Source organism: Streptomyces sp. NPDC041970, from assembly GCF_055588985.1.
This window is the reverse complement of sequence record NZ_JBVJCD010000091.1, coordinates 1-15,661: the sequence shown is the minus strand read 5'-3', so window position 1 is coordinate 15,661 and position 15,661 is coordinate 1. Positions and strand designations below refer to the sequence as shown.

14 protein-coding genes are annotated in these 15,661 nt (G+C 74.8%); 5 read left to right on the top strand and 9 right to left on the bottom strand.

Going from position 1 to position 15,661, the window contains the following annotated elements; genetic code table 11:
• Nucleotides 1–154: 154 nt before the first annotated feature.
• The 6 genes from ACZ6EJ_RS26880 to ACZ6EJ_RS26855 form a co-directional block, all read right to left on the bottom strand.
• Complete coding sequence (locus ACZ6EJ_RS26880; protein WP_469270723.1) at nt 155–748, bottom strand: DUF4291 domain-containing protein; 594 nt, start codon at nt 746–748, stop codon at nt 155–157.
• Nucleotides 749–842: 94 nt separating this feature from the next.
• Entirely contained in the window at nt 843–2,345 is a 1,503-nt protein-coding gene (locus ACZ6EJ_RS26875) for a CoA-acylating methylmalonate-semialdehyde dehydrogenase (protein ID WP_469270722.1), read from the bottom strand.
• Between the two features lie 29 nt (nt 2,346–2,374).
• A complete protein-coding gene (gene iolD / locus ACZ6EJ_RS26870) occupies nt 2,375–4,327 on the bottom strand; it encodes a 3D-(3,5/4)-trihydroxycyclohexane-1,2-dione acylhydrolase (decyclizing) (RefSeq protein ID WP_469270721.1) in 1,953 nt (650 codons plus the stop codon).
• Complete coding sequence (gene iolB, locus ACZ6EJ_RS26865) at nt 4,324–5,253, bottom strand: 5-deoxy-glucuronate isomerase (RefSeq protein ID WP_469270719.1); 930 nt, start codon at nt 5,251–5,253, stop codon at nt 4,324–4,326. The genes iolD and iolB overlap by 4 nt, the downstream gene beginning before the upstream one ends.
• Nucleotides 5,250–6,203 carry a Cgl0159 family (beta/alpha)8-fold protein gene (locus ACZ6EJ_RS26860; protein WP_469270717.1) on the bottom strand — a complete coding sequence of 318 codons (954 nt, stop codon included), beginning with the start codon at nt 6,201–6,203 and terminating at the stop codon, nt 5,250–5,252. Before ACZ6EJ_RS26860 ends, iolB begins: the two co-directional genes overlap by 4 nt.
• Nucleotides 6,200–7,294: a 5-dehydro-2-deoxygluconokinase gene (locus ACZ6EJ_RS26855; RefSeq protein WP_469270716.1), complete on the bottom strand. Its 1,095-nt coding sequence runs from the start codon at nt 7,292–7,294 to the stop codon at nt 6,200–6,202. The genes ACZ6EJ_RS26860 and ACZ6EJ_RS26855 overlap by 4 nt, the downstream gene beginning before the upstream one ends.
• A 135-nt stretch (nt 7,295–7,429) precedes the next feature.
• Between ACZ6EJ_RS26855 and ACZ6EJ_RS26850 the strand changes: the two genes are divergently transcribed.
• Entirely contained in the window at nt 7,430–8,365 is a 936-nt protein-coding gene (locus tag ACZ6EJ_RS26850; protein ID WP_469270715.1) for a sugar phosphate isomerase/epimerase family protein, read from the top strand.
• A gap of 14 nt (nt 8,366–8,379) precedes the next feature.
• Here the strand turns inward: ACZ6EJ_RS26850 and ACZ6EJ_RS26845 are convergent, their stop codons facing one another.
• A complete protein-coding gene (locus ACZ6EJ_RS26845) occupies nt 8,380–8,898 on the bottom strand; it encodes a DinB family protein (RefSeq protein WP_469270714.1) in 519 nt (172 codons plus the stop codon).
• Between the two features lie 217 nt (nt 8,899–9,115).
• Here ACZ6EJ_RS26845 and ACZ6EJ_RS26840 point away from each other — a divergent pair, with 217 nt between their 5' ends.
• Nucleotides 9,116–9,307, top strand: a complete 192-nt coding sequence (locus ACZ6EJ_RS26840; protein WP_469270713.1) for a helix-turn-helix transcriptional regulator — start codon at nt 9,116–9,118, stop codon at nt 9,305–9,307.
• A 107-nt stretch (nt 9,308–9,414) separates the two neighbouring features.
• On the opposite strand, the gene ACZ6EJ_RS26835 is transcribed toward ACZ6EJ_RS26840, so the two are convergent.
• Both ACZ6EJ_RS26835 and ACZ6EJ_RS26830 read right to left on the bottom strand, forming a co-directional pair.
• Entirely contained in the window at nt 9,415–10,209 is a 795-nt protein-coding gene (locus ACZ6EJ_RS26835) for a class I SAM-dependent methyltransferase (protein ID WP_469270712.1), read from the bottom strand.
• Nucleotides 10,210–10,798: 589 nt separating this feature from the next.
• Complete coding sequence (locus tag ACZ6EJ_RS26830; protein ID WP_469270710.1) at nt 10,799–13,129, bottom strand: MMPL family transporter; 2,331 nt, start codon at nt 13,127–13,129, stop codon at nt 10,799–10,801.
• A gap of 157 nt (nt 13,130–13,286) precedes the next feature.
• On the opposite strand from ACZ6EJ_RS26830, the gene ACZ6EJ_RS26825 reads away from it, so the two are divergent.
• The 3 genes from ACZ6EJ_RS26825 to ACZ6EJ_RS26815 form a co-directional block, all read left to right on the top strand.
• Complete coding sequence (locus ACZ6EJ_RS26825) at nt 13,287–14,033, top strand: TetR/AcrR family transcriptional regulator (protein ID WP_469270708.1); 747 nt, start codon at nt 13,287–13,289, stop codon at nt 14,031–14,033.
• Nucleotides 14,034–14,184: 151 nt separating this feature from the next.
• Nucleotides 14,185–14,505: a heavy-metal-associated domain-containing protein gene (locus tag ACZ6EJ_RS26820; protein ID WP_469270706.1), complete on the top strand. Its 321-nt coding sequence runs from the start codon at nt 14,185–14,187 to the stop codon at nt 14,503–14,505.
• Nucleotides 14,506–14,600: 95 nt separating this feature from the next.
• The coding region (locus ACZ6EJ_RS26815) for a cation transporter (protein ID WP_469270704.1) at nt 14,601–15,661 on the top strand (1,061 nt) is incomplete at its 3' end.

Here is a 15,661-nt window from a genome sequence, read left to right as displayed (position 1 = left end):
ACGACGGCATAGTGGCGACCTGCGTGCTCTTTGAGTTCCCATGGCATGTCGGCAGGCTGCCACAGATGCCCTGTCGGAGGCTCGCGGGTATCCCGGGTCTCACCTGGGTGCAACCCGTCCAGTGTTTGCGGGACAGCCCTTAGGCGAAAACCCTTCACTGCACCCGCCGGTTCATGGGGGCGTCGAGGTCGAGCGGCGCCTCCGCGGGCAGCAGGGCCGTCGCGGCGTCCCGGCGGCCGGCCCGGACGTGTGCGCGCACCGCGTGCGCGAGGGGGGTGACGTCGCGGACGGACACGGTCCACTCGTCCGCGTACCGGCGGGCCGCCTCGCCGCCGAGCCCGAGTTGGAGGGAGCGGTACGGCAGGGGGTTCAGGTCCAGGTCACGCTCGGGGTCCCACTGCACGCGCGCGGGGGCGGCGCGCAGGCTCCGCCGCCAGGCGGCCTCGTCGGGGTGCACGCCGGGCGCGTAGTGGGAGAGCTCTGCGTGCGCGAGGGCCCACGCGAGGCCGGCGCGGTCGATCTCGACGGCGAGGACGACCTCCTGGCCCTCCTTCGCCCCCCAGCCGCAGCGGTACATCATCCACAGGAAGCTGGGTTTGATCCACGTCATCCGGTCCCGCTTCCAGGCGGCGGGGAACCGTCCGTCGCGGGCGGCGGGCAGCCCGATGGCCGGCGGGTACGCCTGGTAGACGGTGACGGTCGAGGCGGTGTGCAGGGCGCGGATCTGGTGACGGGGCGGGGTGGTCATCCGGCCAGGATGCGGGGCGGGCGACCGTCTCGGCACCCGGTTTTCCGGCGGCGGCCCCCGCCCGCACGGCCGGCGGAGGGGGGCCGGGCCCGGCTCAGTGGTTGCGCGGGAAGCCGAGGTCGACGCCGGCGGGGGCGTCGGCCGGGTCGGGCCAGCGGGTGGTGACGACCTTGCCGCGGGTGTAGAAGTGCACGCCGTCGTCGCCGTAGACGTGGTGGTCGCCGAAGAGGGAGTCCTTCCAGCCGCCGAAGGAGTGGTAGCCGACGGGGACCGGGATCGGGACGTTGACGCCGACCATGCCGGCCTCGACCTCCAGTTGGAAGCGGCGGGCCGCGCCGCCGTCGCGGGTGAAGATCGCGGTGCCGTTGCCGAACGGGGAGGCGTTGACGAGGGCGAGGCCCTCCTCGTACGTGTCCACGCGCAGCACGCACAGCACCGGGCCGAAGATCTCGTCCCGGTACGCGTCGGAGTCGGTGGAGACCTTGTCCAGCAGGGACAGGCCGATCCAGTGGCCGTCCTCGAACCCCTCGACCGTGTGGCCCGTGCCGTCCAGGACGACCTCCGCGCCCTGGGCGGCCGCGCCGGTGACGTAGGAGGCGACCTTGTCGCGGTGGGCGGCGGTGATCAGGGGGCCCATCTCGGAGGCCGGGTCGTCGCCGGGGCCGATGGTGATCCTCTCGGCGCGCTCGCGGATCCTGGCGACCAGCTCGTCCCCGATCGCGCCGACCGCCACCACGGCGGAGATCGCCATGCAGCGTTCGCCGGCGGAGCCGTACGCCGCCGAGACCGCCGCGTCGGCGGCCGCGTCCAGGTCGGCGTCCGGGAGGACGAGCATGTGGTTCTTCGCCCCGCCGAGGGCCTGGACGCGCTTGCCGTTGGCGGAGGCGGTGGCGTGGATGTGGCGGGCGACGGGGGTGGACCCGACGAAGGAGACGGCCGCCACGTCGGGGTGGTTCAGCAGGCCGTCGACGGCGACCCGGTCGCCGTGCAGCACGTTGAGGACGCCGTCCGGAAGGCCCGCCTCCGTCGCCAGTCCGGCCAGCAGGTTGGCGGCCGAGGGGTCCTTCTCGCTCGGCTTCAGCACGAACGTGTTGCCGCACGCGACGGCCAGCGGGAACATCCACATCGGCACCATGGCCGGGAAGTTGAACGGGGTGATGCCCGCGACGACGCCGAGCGGCTGCCGGATCGAGGCGACGTCGACCCGCTGGGAGACCTGGGTGGACAGCTCGCCCTTGAGCTGGGTGGTGATCCCGCACGCCAGCTCGACGATCTCCAGGCCGCGCGCGACCTCCCCCAGCGCGTCCGCGCGGACCTTGCCGTGCTCGGCGGTGATCAGCGCGGCGATGTCGTCGCGGCGGGCGTCGAGCAGGGCGCGGTAGCGGAAGAGGACGGCGGTGCGCCGGGCGAGCGAGGACGTGCCCCATGTCGCGTACGCGGCCTTCGCCGCCGCCACGGCCGCGTCGACCTCGTCCGGGGAGGCGAGCGCCACCCGCCTGGTGACCGCGCCGGTGGCCGGGTCGGTGACCGGGCCGTACTCGCCCGACGTGCCCTCCACCGTCCTGCCGTCGATCCAGTGGTTGACGGTCTCCGTCATGACGTGCTCCTTCGGGCTCCGGGCGGATGTCACAGGTGGCGGCGGCGGGCGGCGGCCCGCCGGTCGTACTCCCTCCGGGCCGCGACCGCCGCCGGCCGGGTCGCGGTCTCGGCCACCGGGACATCCCACCACGCCTGGGCGGGAGGGGGGCCCGACACTGTGTCGGGCGTTTCGGTCTCCACGTAGACACACGTGGGTTCCTGCGCCTCGCGGGCGTCGGCGAGGGCGGTGCGCAGGTCGTCGACGGTGGCGGCGCGCAGGACGCGCAGGCCGAGGGAGGCCGCGTTGGCGGCCAGGTCGACGGGGAGCGGCGGGCCGGTGAAGCCGCCGTCGGCGTCGCGGTGGCGGTAGGCGGTGCCGAAGCGCTCGCCGCCGACCGCCTCGGAGAGGCCGCCGATCGAGGCGTAGCCGTGGTTCTGGAGGATGACCAGTTTGAGGGGCAGGCCCTCCTGGACGGCCGTGACGATCTCGGTGGGGTTCATCAGGTACGTGCCGTCGCCGACGAGCGCCCAGACGGGGCGGGCGGGGCGGGACCCGCCGCCCGGCCGCTGCCGCGCGGCGGCGAGCATGACGCCGATCGCGGCCGGGATCTCGTAGCCCATGCAGGAGTAGCCGTACTCGACGTGGTACTGGTCGCGGGAGCGGGGCCGCCAGAGCTTGTGGAGGTCGCCGGGGAGGGAGCCGGCGGCGTTGACCAGGATGTCGTCCTCGGTGACGAGGGCGTCGAGCAGGCCGAGGACCTGCGTCTGGGTGGGGCGCGCGGCGGGGTCGGGGGTGGCGAACGACGCCTCGACCCGCTTCTCCCACGCCTCCTTCGCGCCGGTGTACTCCGTCTCGTACGCCGGGTCGACCCGGTGCCCCCGTCCGGTGAGCGCCGCCGCCAGCGCCTCCAGGCCCGTGCGGGCGTCGGCCACCAGGGGGAGGGCGGCCAGCTTGTGGGCGTCGAACCCGGTGATGTTGAGGTTGAGGAAGCGGACGGCCGGGTTCGCGAAGAGCGTCCCGGAGGCGGTGGTGAAGTCCGTGTACCGGGTGCCGACCCCGATGACCAGGTCGGCGGTGCGGGCGAGGGCGTCGGCGCTGGCGGTGCCGGTGTGGCCGATGCCGCCGACCTCGGCCGGGTGGTCGTGGCGCAGCGCGCCCTTGCCCGCCTGGGTGGCGGCGACCGGGATGCGGGTCGCGGCGGCGAACGCGGCGAGGACGTCCTCGGCGGCGCTGTGCCGGACCCCGCCGCCCGCGACGATCAGGGGGCGGCGGGCGGAGCGCACCGCCCGCACCGCCGCGTCGAGTTCGCGCGGGTCGGGCGCGGGCCTGCGGACGTGCCAGTCCCGCTCGGCGAAGAACTCCGCCGGCCAGTCGTACGCCTCCGCCTGCACGTCCTGCGGCAGCGCGAGGGTGACCGCCCCGGTCTCGGCGGGGTCGGCCAGGACGCGCATCGCCTGGAGCGCGGCCGGGATCAGCGCCTCGGGGCGGGTGATCCGGTCGAAGTAGCGCGAGACGGGGCGCAGGCAGTCGTTGACGGAGACGTCGCCCGCGTACGGCGTTTCGAGCTGCTGGAGCACCGGGTCGGCGGGCCGGGCCGCGAACGCGTCGCCGGGCAGCAGCAGGACGGGCAGCCGGTTGACGGTGGCGAGGGCCGCGCCGGTGACGAGGTTGGTGGCCCCCGGTCCGATGGACGTGGTCACCGCGTGCGCCGAGAGCCGCCCGGACTGGCGGGCGTACCCCACGGCCGCGTGCACCATGGCCTGCTCGTTGCGGCCCTGGAGGTAGGGCATGGGGTGCGCGGTCCGCCCGCCGTTCCCCGCCTCCAGGAGGGCCTGGCCGATCCCGGCGACGTTGCCGTGCCCGAAGATGCCCCAGGTGGCCGCGATGAGCCGCTGCCGGCGGCCGTCGCGCTCGGTGTACTGCCGGGCGAGGAAGGCGACCAGCGCCTGGGCGGTGGTCAGCCGCCGGGTCCGGGGGCGGTCGGGGCTCGTGGGGTTCACGGGGTCTCCTGCGGGCCGGGCGACGGGGGGGCCGTGTACAGCGGGAGTCTCGGGTCGACCGGCTCCTGCGGCCAGGTGGCGCGGAGCCAGGTGTGGTCGGGGTGGTCGCGGATCAGCCAGGCCCGCTCCCGGCCCGGCCCGGCCATCACGTTCAGGTAGTACAGCGTGCGGCCGGGCGGGGCGATGGACGGGCCGTGCCAGCCGTCGGGGACGAGGACGGCGTCGCCGCCGCGCACCTCGGCGAGGACGTCCGCACCGCCGTCGCGCGACGGGGAGACCCGGTGGTAACCGGCCCCGCCGTCCGCGACCTCGAAGTAGTAGATCTCCTCCAGCTCGGACTCCTCGCCCGGCACGTGCTCGTCGTGCTTGTGCGGCGGGTACGAGGACCAGTTGCCGCCGGGCGTGAGCACCTCGACGGCGATGAGGCGGTCGCAGTCGAACGCGCCGACGGCGGCGAAGTTGTTGACCTGGCGCGAGCAGGCGCCCGCGCCGCGCAGCTCGACGGGTACCTCCGACGCGGGGCCGTAGCGGGCGGGGAGTCGTCGCCCGCACTCCGCTCCTGCCAGCGCGAAGCGGCCACCCGCGTCGGAGGCGATCTCGGCCCGGACATCGCGCGGGAGGTAGGCGAAGTCCGAGACCCCGCCGAACACGCTCTCCCTGCCCAGCAGTTCGAAGGTCTCGTCGGCTGTCCGCACCGTACATCCGCCGGCCAACGGCAGGATGATCCATTCGCTCCCCCCGGTGGCGAACGGGTGAACTCCACCGGGCGCCAGCTCCAGCACCCGCAGGCTGGAGCGCTCCCAGCCCGCCCGGCCGGGGTCGATGTCGAGGGCGTACGGCCCGCGCGCGGCGCTGCCGGCCGGCCAGTGGAGGCGGTCCGCGTGGAGGTCCGGGGAAGGACCGTGGTGGGCGTGATGCGTCGTCATGCCCCCTCCCTACCCTCCTCGGCCGTCGTGAGGAGCGATACGGCGGTGTCGACGGCGCGCGTCACGTCCCCGTCGGCGGGGTAGAGCAGCGAGCGGCCCGCGACGAGCCCCCGCACGGTGGGCAGCCGCAGCGCCGCGCGCCACTTCTCGTACGCGGCGTCCGGATCGCCGCCGACCTCGCCGCCCAGCAGGACGGCCGGCAGCGTGGAGGTCTCCATGACCCGGCCCATCTCCTCCGGGTCCTCGGTGACGGGGACCTTCAGCCAGGTGTACGCGGACGAGCCGGCCAGCCCCGACGCGATGGCGATGGAGGTCGCCACGGCGGCGGCCCCCAGGTCGTTGCGGAGGCGGCCCCCGACGCGCCGGCAGAGGAACGGCTCGACGAAGACGGGCAGTCGGTGCGCGGCCATGGCGTCGATCGTCCGGGCGGCCGTGTGCAGGGTCTCCAGCGAACCGGGGTCGTCGTGGTCGATGCGCAGCAGCAGCTTGCCCGCGTCGAACCCGTGCCGCACCAGGTCCCGCGCGCGGTGGCCGGTGAACCGGTCGTCGAGCTCGAACGCCGCGCCGGCCAGTCCGCCCCGGTTCATCGAGCCCATGACGACCCGGTCCTCCAGCGCGCCGAGCAGGAGCAGGTCGTCCAGGACGTCCGCCGAGGCGAGGACCCCGTCGACGCCGGGGCGGGAGAGGGCCGCGCAGAGCCGTTCGAGCAGTTCGAAGCGGTTGGCCATGGCGAGCGCCCGGTCCCCGACGGCGAGGGCGCCCCGCGCGGGGTGGTCGGCCGCGATGATCAGCAGCCGGCCGGGGTGGACGGGGGCGTCGGGGCCGGCGGGCTCTTCCGCCGTGCGCAGCAGCGGGCGGCGCCTGCGCCGGGCCGCTGCCTCGGCGACCGCTTCGGGCCGTTCGGCGCGCAGCCGGACGAGGTCGGAGACGGAAGGGGCGGCAGGGGTCATGCGCCCGCTCCGGCGGCGGGCGCTCCGTCGTCGCGGCGGGCGTCCGCGCCCGTCACGGCCCCGTCCGCCAGGGCTTGTTCGACCTCGTGCGCGAAGGGCATCGCGGACGAGCAGGAGAGCCGGGAGGCGACGACGGCCCCGGCCGCGTTGGCGTACCGCACGGTGCGGTCGAGGGGCCAGCCCGCGAGCAGGCCGTGGCAGAGCGCGCCTCCGAACGCGTCGCCCGCGCCGAGGCCGTTGACCACGTCCACCGGCAGCGGCGGCACGTCGGCGGTGGTCCCGTCGCGGTGGACGGCGAGCACGCCCTTCGGCCCCTGTTTGACGACGGCCAGTTCCACCCCGAGCGCGAGCAGGGCGCGGGCGGCGGCGTACGGCTCGCGTTCGCCGGTCGCGATGGCGCACTCGTCGACGTTGCCGACGGCGACGGTGGCGTGGGCCAGCGCCTCGCGGTACCGGGCGGGCGCCTCCGTGCCGCGGTCGCCGCCGTCCCAGAACATCGGCCGCCAGTCCAGGTCGAAGACCGTGGCCGTACGGGGATCGCCGGTCCGGTCCGCGCCGCGCGCGACTCCCCCGCGCGGGTCCTCGGCACGCCCGCCCCCGCACCCGGTCCTCCCGCCGCGGGCCCGGAGGGCGGCCAGGGTCGCCGAGCGGCTGGGCTCGACGCTCAGCCCGGTGCCGGTGATCCAGAGGATCCGGGCCTCGCGCACGGCGTCGAGGTCGAGCTCCCGCGGGTGGATCTCCAGGTCGGGCGCCTTGGGCCGCCGGTAGAAGTAGAGCGGGAAGTCGTCCGGCGGGAAGATCTCGCAGAACGTGACCGGCGTCGGGTACTCCGCCACGGCCGTCACCCACCGGTCGTCCACGCCGAACTCGGCCAGCCGCCGGTGGAGATACGTGCCGAAGGGGTCCTGTCCCGTCCGGCTGATCAGGGCCGTCCGCCGCCCCAGCCGGGCCGCCGCCACCGCGACGTTCGCCGGGGAGCCGCCGAGGAACCTGCCGAACGTCTCGACCCGGTCCAGCGGGACGCCGACCTCCAGCGGATACAGGTCCACCCCGATCCGCCCCATGGTGATCACGTCGTACGGCTCAGGCATACGCACCCCTTCGCCCCCCGGCGGCCGGCTGGTCGGTCCCAGGTCTAGCCCCCTCCCGCACCCCTGTCAACGCGCTGCCCGGACCCGCGGGCCACGCCTTGACACCGGTCCGCGCGGGCCGCGAGGCTGGGCGATATGGCCCCCTCCGCCCCCTCCTCGGACCGCATCCGCATCGGCTCGGCGCCCGACTCCTGGGGCGTGTGGTTCCCCGACGACCCGCGCCAGGTGCCGTGGCGGCGGTTCCTCGACGAGGTGGCCGAGGCGGGTTACGCGTGGATCGAACTGGGGCCGTACGGCTATCTGCCGACCGACCCCGCCCGGTTGGCGGAGGAGACCGGCCGCCGGGGGCTCGCGGTCTCGGCCGGCACCGTCTTCACCGGCCTGCACCGGGGCCCGGAGGTCTGGGACCGCACCTGGGCGCACGTCGCGGACATCGCCGAGCTGACGCGGGCCATGGGCGCCGGACACCTGGTCGTCATCCCCTCCTTCTGGCGCGACGACAAGACGGGCGAGGTGCTGGAGGACCGCGCCCTCACCCCGGCGCAGTGGCGGGACCTGACCGCGCAGACGGAGCGACTGGGCCGGGAGGTCCGGGAGCGCTACGGGCTGCGGATCGTCGTCCACCCGCACGCCGACACCCACCTCGACAGCGAGGAGAACGTCAACCGCTTCCTCGACGCCACCGACCCGGCCCTCGTCTCGCTCTGCCTGGACACCGGGCACTACGCCTACTGCGGCGGCGACAGCGTCCAGCTCATCAGGACGTACGGGGAGCGCATCGGCTACCTCCACCTGAAGCAGGTCGATCCGCGGGTCCTGGCGGCGGTGGTGGCGGACGGGGTGCCGTTCGGCCCGGCGGTGGCGCGGGGCGTGATGTGCGAGCCGCCCCACGGGGAGCCCGCGCTGGAGCCGGTCCTGGACGCGGCGCGCGCCCTGGACGTCGACCTGTTCGCCATCGTCGAGCAGGACATGTACCCGTGCCCGCCGGACAAACCGCTGCCCATCGCGCGCCGCACCCGCGCGTTCCTCCGGTCCTGCGGGCCGTCCGGCGCGGACCGCGCCGCGCCCTGACGCCCTCCGGCCGGTCAGACCCCCGTACGCCCGTCGACGCGCTCGCGGACCAGGTCGGCGTGGCCGCAGTGCCGGGCGTACTCGCCGATCATGTGCGTGTAGATCCACCGCAGCGTCACCTGCCCGCCCATGAACGGGCTGGTGTCGTCGAGCGCGCGGGCCGCGCAGTTCTGCCGGGCCCGGTCCACCTCGGCCCGCCACGAGGCCACCGCCGTGGCGGCGGTGGCGTCCTCCGCCGGCTCGAAGCCCCCGTCGTGCGCCCCGTCCTCGGCGCCCTCGGGGCGGGCGTGGACGGGCGGGGCGTCCTCCTGCGCGAGCACCCGGCGGAACCAGTTCCGCTCGACCTCCGCCAGGTGCTGGAGCAGTCCGAGCAACGTGATCGGCGACGGCGCGCAGGACGCCTCGCGCATCTGCTCGTCGGACAGGTCCGCGCACTTCTGGAGGAGGGTCGCGCGGTAGAAGTCGAGCCAGCTCTCCAACGAGGTGCGTTCGTCGGCGACCAGCGGGGGCATCGGGCGTTCGGCGGTGCTCATGCCCCTCATCGTGGCACTCGGGTCTGACAACGACCGCGCTCCGCGACCCCGGCCGCCCCCGCCCCTTCTGTCACGGCAGTAACCGCTTCGCGACACATGTATCCATTACGCGCGTTTTACGTCACAGTCACTCGACGGCCTGCCGTGACCGCCGCCCGAGGTCGTTCAACCGGGCACAGCGCAGCAGTGCAGAAGCGCAGACAGAGAGGTGTCACCGATGGCGGACAGAACGCTCTGGTCCTACAAAGACATCGCCGCGCACATCCAGGTCCAGCCGGACACGGTCCGCTCCTACCGCAAACACGGGCTCCTCCCCCCGCCCGACCAGGTCGTGAACGGACGGCCGTTGTGGTACGCGGACACCATCCGCACCTGGGTCGCCTCGCGCCCCCGCAACCGGGCCCGCTGAGCGCGCGCTCCCACCGGGGCCCGCCCGGCCGGCGACCCGCTGCCGGCCGGGCGGGCCCCCGCGACATCCGGTCCGCCCGGCCGGGCTCCCCCGGCCGGGCGTCCGCGTCAGGGCGTGGCCGCACTGCGGAACAGCGCCGTCCAGAGGAATCCCTTCCCGAACGTCGGGGAGTCGGGGGCCTCTTCGCGCATCCGCCGCACCTCGACCTCCTCCAGCCCCGAGAAGATCCGCCGCAACGCCTCGGGCGTGTAGGCGAGTCCGCCGTGCAGACCACCCGTGCGGTAGAGCTCCGCGTCCGGCAGCTCCGAGCCCATCCCGCCCTCCCCCGCCGCGAAGCAGGTGAGCGCGAAGCGACCGCCGGGAGCCAGGCAGCGCTCCAGGAGCGAGAGGTAGCTGACGCGTCGGTGGGGCGGCAGGTGGTGGAAGCAGCCGGAGTCGTAGATCAGGTCGTACGGCCCGGTCGGCGCGGCCCGACCCGACCCCTCCGCGCCTTCGGGCCGCGCGCCGTCGCCCCCGGTGGCCGTCAGCGTGAAGGCGTCGCCGCAGTGGAACCGCACGGAGGTCGCCCCGACCGCCTCGGCCCGCTCGCGGGCCCACGCGATCGCCACCGGTGAGAGGTCCACGGCGTCGACGTCGAAGCCGCGCGCGGCCAGGTGGAGCGCGTTGCGGCCGGGTCCGCAGCCGAGGTCGAGCGCGCGGCCGGGGGTGATCAACCCCTGCCGGAGATACGCGTCGAGGCTTTCGTCGGGCTTGTCCGCGAAGAACGGCACCGCCCGCGAGCGGTCCGCGTAGAAGCCGTCCCACCAGGACGCACCGTCGGCCGTCCACCGGTCCGCTCCCGGTGCGAACAGGCCGTCCATCAGCGCCAGCACATCGTCCGTCGTCGTTACGTTCCGGTCCATCCGGGCCCCTTTCGCCGTACCGGAATTCTACGGTCGGCGGCCCCAAAACCCCAGGTCAGAGCGGGAGTTCGAATGTCGCCGGCGAGCCCCTGAGCCCCGCCGACCGGCCCGGCGACCAGCCCCTCCCGGCCCGCGCGGTTCGCCGCCGTGCGGGCCGCGCAGCCCTGCCCTGGGGGCGTTTCCGGCCGCTCCGAGCGTTGTTTTCCCAGAAGTTTCGGGGTGGGGCCAGGGCGGAGGCCAGGGACGCCAGGGGCGGAACGGAGGCCGGGGGCGGGGCCCGGAACGGAGGCCGGGGGCGGGGGTCATCGGCGGGACGGATGTCGGGGACGGCGTCCGGGCGGAGGCCGGGGCGCAGAGGCCGGGGCGCAGACCGGGCGCGAAGGCCGGGGCGCGGAGGCCGGGACGCAGACCGGGGGCGAAGGCCGGGGCGCAGACCGGGGGCGGGAGGGCCAGCGGCCACCGGGCGGTCCGGGGCTCGGCGGCTCGCACCGCCCGGACCGCCCGCACCGGCCCCATCCCCGGACCTCCGGGTCCGTCCCCTCGCCCCCTCGCCGAGGGGTTCGCTTTCGTGGCCCCGTCGGGCCGGGTCCTACCTCCCCGTCATGGCCTTCTCCCCGTCGTGGTCGGGCGCGGACATGTCCGAACCGGTCGCCGCGCTCTCCCGCCGGCCGGCGGCGCCGGGCGCGTCCTCCGCGCCGGGGGACGCGGGGGACGGGTCCCCTTCGCTCAGGCCGAACCTCCGGTGGACGGCCCGCAGCGGGGCGGGGGCCCACCAGGTGGCGCGGCCCATCAGCTTCATCACCGCGGGCACCAGCAGGCTGCGCACCACCATGGCGTCGACCAGGACGGCGAGGGCGATGCCGAGCCCGAGCATCTTGGTGCTGGTGACCCGTGAGGTGCCGATGGCGACCATCACGACCGCGAGGATCACGGCGGCCGCGGTGATCAGTCCGCCGGTGTGCCGCACACCGAAGGCGACGGCACGTTCGTGGTCGCCGGTCCGGTCGTACTCCTCCTTGATCCGGGATATCAGGAAGACCCCGTAGTCCATGGAGAGCCCGAAGGCCACGCAGAACATCAGGACCGGCAGCGTCGTCTCGATGTCGCCCGTGCTGGTGAAGTCGAGGAACCCGGAGAGATGTCCGTCCTGGAAGACCCAGACCACCGCGCCGAACATGGCGGTCAGGCTGAGGGCGTTGAGCGCGACCGCCTGGAGCGGTATGAGCACGCTGCCGGTGAGCAGGAAGACGAGGAGCAGGGTCACCACCACGATGATCGCCACCGCCCAGGGCAGCCGGTCGGCTATGGCGTCCTTGGAGTCGACCAGCTCCGCCGCCGTGCCCGTCACCGAGGTGTCGAGGGAGGCGGAGGGCACGGCCCTCAGATCCCGTACGAGCTGCTGGGCCTCCTCCCCGACGGCATCCCCCTCGGGCAGCACGCTGTAGTAGGCGACCGAGTCGGCGGTGACCGGGCCCTCGACCCGGAGCACGCCGGGAAGCCGCTCCATGCGGCTCTTGAGCGCCGCGTACTCCGCGGGGCGGGCCGATCCCTCGGCGAGGACCTCCAGGCCGCCGCCGGGGCTGCCCGGGAAGCCCTCCCGGATGTGGTCCTGCACGACGCGGGACTCCGCGCCGGTCGGCAGTTGGCGGTCGTCGGCCGTGCCGAACGTGACGCCGAGGAAGGGCAGCCCGAGCAGCAGGAGGCCGACCGTGGTGACGACGGCGAAGACGGGCGCCCTGCGCATCACCAGCACGGCGAGCCGGGCCCACCCCTGGCCGGTCTCCTCGGCGGCTGCCGGGGAGACCTCCGGGGCCCCGCCCGCACCGCTCTCGCGCCGCCGGTCGCCGCGACGGCGCAGCAGACGGCGGAGGTCCAGCGCGTTGATCCGGGGGCCGAGCAGCATCAGCGCCGCGGGCAGCAGGATCAGCGCGGCGGCCGCGGCCAGCAGGACCACGGCGATCCCGGCGTAGGCGAAGGAGCGCAGGAAGTACTGGGGGAAGACGAGCATGGCCGACAGGGAGACCGCCACGGTCAGCGCGGAGAACAGCACCGTGCGCCCCGCGGTGCGCAGGGTCGTGCCGATCGCCGTCCGGGGGTCGCCGCCGGCGGCCAGCTCCTCGCGGAAGCGGCGGACGATGAACAGGGCGTAATCGATGGCCAGTCCGAGCCCGAGGGCCGTGGTGAGGTTCATCGCGAAGACCGAGACGTCGGTGAACTCCGTCAGGCCGCGCAGCACGGCGTTGGTCCCGAGGATGGCGACGATGCCGACGCCGAGCGGCAGCATCGCCGCGACGGCGCTGCCGAAGACCACGACCAGCAGGACCAGCGTCACCGGCAGGGCGATCAGCTCGGCCCGCAGCAGGTCCTCCTGGATGATCGTCTGCATCTCGTGCTGGACGGCGACGGACCCTCCGACGGAGACCCGCACCGGACCGTGCTCGCCCTTGAAGGCGGGAGCGATCCGTTCGAGGGTCCTGCTCGCGGCCGCCTCGTCGCCCTCTATCCGGGCGGCGATGACCGCCTCCCGGCCGTCCTCGGAGCGCAGGGCGGGCGACCCGGTCTGCCAGTAGGAGCCGATCCCCGTCACGCCGCGCTCGGCGTCCAGCCGCTCGACGAGGCGGGCGGCCTCGGCCGCCACGGCGGGGTCGTCCACGGTCGTGGCGCCGCTGTCCACCAGGAGCAGCAGATTGGGCTGGGAGGCGGGGAACTCGCGCTCAAGGACCTCGGTGGCGTAGGTCGACTCGGCGTCGGGGGCCTGCCAGCCGCCGCTGCCCATCCGGTCGGCCACGCCGCTGCCCGCGAACACGGCGAGGGCGGTGATCACCAGGGCGGCCAGCAGCGCGAGCCGCGGTCTGGCGGTGACGAACCGGGTCCAGCCGCCGACGGGCGGCGACGGCACAGGACGGTTGACTTCGGGCATGGTGCGGTGTCCCCTTCACTGGGCCCGAGCGGCACAGGGCAGCATGGGTCAGTCATTGCCACTCACGTCGGCAAACACGAGCAGTCGCTCGCATTTATCCAGAATGCGAGCGACCACTCGCGTTTGTCAATCGCACCAGGAAAGTCGGGGATCGACCGTGTCGGAGGCCAAGGCCAGGAAGGGCGGCGCGGACGGCGCGCACACCGCCGACCACGGGGACGGCGCGCCCGCCGACCCCGCCGCGAACGCCGGCGCCGCACCGGCGGGCCCCGACCGCCCCCGCCGCCGCCAGGCCCGCGGCGAGGCCCGTATCGCGCAACTGCTCCAGGCCGCGGCGAGCGTGTTCGAAGCCCAGGGCTACACCGCGGCCAGCACCAACGCGATCGCCCGCGAGGCCGGCGTCTCGCCGGGCACGCTGTACCAGTTCTTCCCGAACAAGGAGGCCATCGCCGTCGAACTCGGCGACCAGTTCCTCAACCGCTGGCGCGACACGTACGGCGCGGCGTTCACCCGGAGCCACATCGAGCTGCCGCTCGACCGGATGCTGGACGCCGTCCTGGACCCGCTGATCGCGTTCAACTGCGAGAACCCGGCGTTCGCCGTCCTCATGCAGGGGCCGGAGATCCCCGGCCGGCTCACCGAGGAGCACGACACCCTGCACGCCACCATGCTGGCGCGGGTCGAGGAGGAGTTCGCCGACTACCTGCCGGACCTGCCCGCGGCCCAGCTCCACCGGATCGCCGACATGTCGTTCATGCTGTTCAAGGCCGGCCTGGACCTGGTCATGGCCCACGAGGGCGAGGAGCGCGCGGCCTACATCCGCGAGCTGAAGACGATCCTGTTCCGCTACCTGGACCCGCTGATCGGCGAGGACACGCCCCGCCGGGCCGGGTGCGAGCGGTAGCCCCGCACCGGCGACACCGGCGACCCGAGGTCGACACCGACGCGCCTCATACCCCCTAGGGGTATAACATGGGAGTCGTGGGCCCAGGGCGCTCTCCGGAGCCGCCGCGCGCCCCATGCCGTCGAACCGTGTACGCGAAGAGGAGAACGCCATGACCGCCGAGACCGAGACCCCCCGGCCCGCTGCCGGTTCCTGCTGCTCGCCCACCGGCTCCTGCCACGACGGGGCGGCCGACGCGCAGGGCGGGCAGACCGACGCCGTCACCACGGTGTACGAGGTCAAGGGCATGACCTGCGGCCACTGCGAAGGGGCCGTCTCGGAGGAGATCTCCGGGATCGCGGGCGTGACCTCGGTCGACGCCGCGGCCTCCACCGGCCGGGTCACCGTCACGTCCCGCGCCCCGCTGGCCGACGAGGCCGTCCGCGCCGCCGTCGACGAGGCCGGGTACGAGCTCGTCGGCCGGGCCGTCTGAGCCCGGAGCCGTACCGCCCCGTTCACCGTCGGGCCGGACCCACCCGCGGACGCGGGGAGGGTACGGCCCGGCCCGCGTCACCCAGGAGTGCGAACATGGCCGGCACAGCGGCGACCGGGCCCCCGGCCGCCGACGCCTCCGCGGTCGAGCTGGCGATCGGCGGGATGACCTGCGCCTCGTGCGCGGCCCGCGTCGAGAAGAAGCTCAACCGGATGGACGGCGTCACCGCCACGGTGAACTACGCGACCGAGAAGGCCCGCGTCACCTACCAGCAGGGCCTCGAGGTGGCCGACCTCGTGGCGACGGTCGAGAAGACCGGCTACACGGCCCGCCCCCTCGCGCCCCGCCCGCACCGGACCGCCCCGGCGCCCCAGCCGTACGCCGCCGACGCGGACGGCGCCGCCGCGGCCGCGCCCCCGCCCGGCGCGGCCCCCCGTACGGACGCGGACGCGAGCGCACCCACCGCTCCCGGTGCGGACATCGGGGCGGCCCCCGGCGCAGGGCCCGCCGCTCCCTCCGCCGAGGCGGAGCAGGCGGAACAGGCCGCCTCCCTCGCCGCGCTCCGGCAGCGGCTCGTCGTCTCCGCCGTGCTCGCCGCCCCCGTGGTGCTGCTCGCCATGGTCCCCGCCCTCCAGTTCGACTTCTGGCAGTGGTTGAGCCTCACCCTCGCCGCCCCCGTCGTCGTCTGGGGCGGCCTCCCCTTCCACCGCGCCGCCTGGACCAACCTCCGGCACGGGGCGGCCACCATGGACACGCTGGTCTCGCTCGGCACGCTCGCCGCGTTCGGCTGGTCGCTGTGGGCGCTGTTCCTCGGGGACGCCGGGGCGCCCGGAACGCGGCACGGGTTCGACCTCACCGTCTCGCGCGGCGACGCCTCGTCCACGATCTACCTGGAGGTGGCGGCGGGGGTCGTCACGCTCATCCTGTCGGGCCGCTGCCTGGAGGCCCGCGCCAAGCGGAACGCCGGTTCCGCGCTCCGGGCGCTGATGGGCCTGGGCGTCAAGGACGCCGCGCTGCTGAGGGACGGCAGGGAGGTACGCGTCCCCGCGGACCGGCTCGCCGTCGGGGACCGGTTCGTGGTGCGCCCCGGCGAGAAGATCGCCACGGACGGGACCGTGGTGGAGGGCTCCTCCGCCGTGGACGCCTCGATGCTCAC

Bases quoted from the DNA above. Each gene is read 5' to 3' on its own strand.
- ACZ6EJ_RS26880 (WP_469270723.1), bottom strand. From the start codon at position 748: ATGACCACCCCGCCCCGTCACCAGATCCGCGCCCTGCACACCGCCTCG.
- ACZ6EJ_RS26850 (WP_469270715.1), top strand. From the start codon at position 7,430: ATGGCCCCCTCCGCCCCCTCCTCGGACCGCATCCGCATCGGCTCGGCG.
- ACZ6EJ_RS26855 (WP_469270716.1), bottom strand. From the start codon at position 7,294: ATGCCTGAGCCGTACGACGTGATCACCATGGGGCGGATCGGGGTGGAC.
- ACZ6EJ_RS26820 (WP_469270706.1), top strand. From the start codon at position 14,185: ATGACCGCCGAGACCGAGACCCCCCGGCCCGCTGCCGGTTCCTGCTGC.
- ACZ6EJ_RS26860 (WP_469270717.1), bottom strand. From the start codon at position 6,203: ATGACCCCTGCCGCCCCTTCCGTCTCCGACCTCGTCCGGCTGCGCGCC.
- ACZ6EJ_RS26830 (WP_469270710.1), bottom strand. From the start codon at position 13,129: ATGCCCGAAGTCAACCGTCCTGTGCCGTCGCCGCCCGTCGGCGGCTGG.
- ACZ6EJ_RS26845 (WP_469270714.1), bottom strand. From the start codon at position 8,898: ATGAGCACCGCCGAACGCCCGATGCCCCCGCTGGTCGCCGACGAACGC.
- ACZ6EJ_RS26840 (WP_469270713.1), top strand. From the start codon at position 9,116: ATGGCGGACAGAACGCTCTGGTCCTACAAAGACATCGCCGCGCACATC.
- ACZ6EJ_RS26835 (WP_469270712.1), bottom strand. From the start codon at position 10,209: ATGGACCGGAACGTAACGACGACGGACGATGTGCTGGCGCTGATGGAC.
- ACZ6EJ_RS26875 (WP_469270722.1), bottom strand. From the start codon at position 2,345: ATGACGGAGACCGTCAACCACTGGATCGACGGCAGGACGGTGGAGGGC.
- iolB (WP_469270719.1), bottom strand. From the start codon at position 5,253: ATGACGACGCATCACGCCCACCACGGTCCTTCCCCGGACCTCCACGCG.